Genomic DNA, 1,484 nt, shown 5'->3' with positions numbered 1-1,484 from the left:
TGAAGTTAACCCCCGGAATTGGACAAAGATTCCAATTCGGGGGTTTTCTTATGTCTAAATATTTACTAAAAACAAAATTAGAAGCAGTAGATTTGTATCAAAGAGGATTTAGTACAAAAGAAATTCAAGAGAAATTACATATCACATCACGTAGATCTATTGATGGTTGGATCAATAATTATCAACAGTATGGTAACAGAGGCCTGGAAAAAAGCTTTTCTAAGACAAGATATAGTGGTCAATTTAAATTAGAAGTCTTAAACTGGAGAAAAGAACATAGTGCCAGCTATCAAATTACTGCCAATCATTTTAATATTAAACAACATTCCACTATTGCGAATTGGCAAAGAAAATTAAATGAAGGCGGTGTTGATGCTTTATTTATTAAGCAAGGACGACCATTAATGCATAAAAAGAAAATTAAAGCAAAGAAGCATAAATATACTTCTCAAGAGTTAACTGAACTTGAACGTCTACGTTTAGAGAATCGTGCATTACATGTAGAAAATGAATATCTAAAAAAACTAGATGCCTTAGTTCAGAAACGCGGACATCGGACGAAGAAAGATCTATAGTTAATGAACTAAGGCAAGAATTTGGCTTTAAATTAAAAGAAATATTACCCTACACAAGTTTGTCTAAAAGTACATTCGAGTACCATCCTCATCCAAAAAAGAAGCTGATCAGTGATAAAGCACTTGTTTCAATTATCAAAATGATAAAGAAGCATCATGCCAGTTATGGATACTGGCCTGTAACTGATACTCTGAGGATGACTTATCGCCTAATGGTTAATCATAAACGTGTTCAACGCTTAATGCGTGAGAACAATTTAGGAGCTAATAAATATAATCTGAGAGCCGGTAAATATGATTCTTCAAAGGGTCCACAAAATAAGAAAGCTAAGAATCGGTTCCATCAAAAGTTTAAGACTGATAGACCATATCAAAAGGTCGTAACTGATATTAGTGAATTTAGATATGGGAACATGACTATCCGTGATCGTGTATATTTATCGCCATTTAAGGACTTATTCAGCGGTGAAATTATTAGTTATACGATCACCGATCGTCCATTAACAAGATATGTTCTAGAAGGATTAGAGGGAGTGTTTACTGCAAGACCAAAGCTATTAAATTATCGAATGACAATCCATAGTGATCAAGGAATTCAATATCAATCTAATCCATATCGACATGCTTTACGAAAACATAAAGTATTTCAAAGCATGTCACGAAGAGCTACATGTCATGATAATGCAGCTATGGAAAGTTTCTTTCACATTATGAAAGTTGAAATGAATTATTTTACACATCACTTTGATACTAAGAAACAATTGGTTAAGGCGATGAAAGAATGGATAAGTTATTACAATGAAGATAGAATTCGGCACAAACTAAAAGGCTTAACTCCGATTCAATATCGGAATCAAGCCTTAAGTAAAATGATATAAAACTAACGTCCAGTTTTAGGGGTTAGCTTCA

General features: G+C 33.2%; 2 protein-coding genes. Both read left to right on the top strand.

The genetic code is table 11. The features are described 5' to 3' along the window. Window positions 1-575 (top strand): helix-turn-helix domain-containing protein (locus JF76_RS09850; protein WP_244267946.1); only part of this gene is annotated, 575 nt, incomplete at its 5' end. Further along, window positions 512-1,453 carry an IS3 family transposase gene (locus tag JF76_RS09845; RefSeq protein ID WP_156962799.1) on the top strand — a complete coding sequence of 314 codons (942 nt, stop codon included), beginning with the start codon at window positions 512-514 and terminating at the stop codon, window positions 1,451-1,453. The genes JF76_RS09850 and JF76_RS09845, both read left to right, overlap by 64 nt. The last annotated feature ends 31 nt before the right edge of the window (window positions 1,454-1,484 follow it).

The organism is Lactobacillus kullabergensis (assembly GCF_000967195.1).
GTDB lineage: Bacteria > Bacillota > Bacilli > Lactobacillales > Lactobacillaceae > Lactobacillus > Lactobacillus kullabergensis.
Note: the sequence above shows the minus strand (reverse complement) of the source record. Positions and strands in the feature narration are given on the sequence as shown.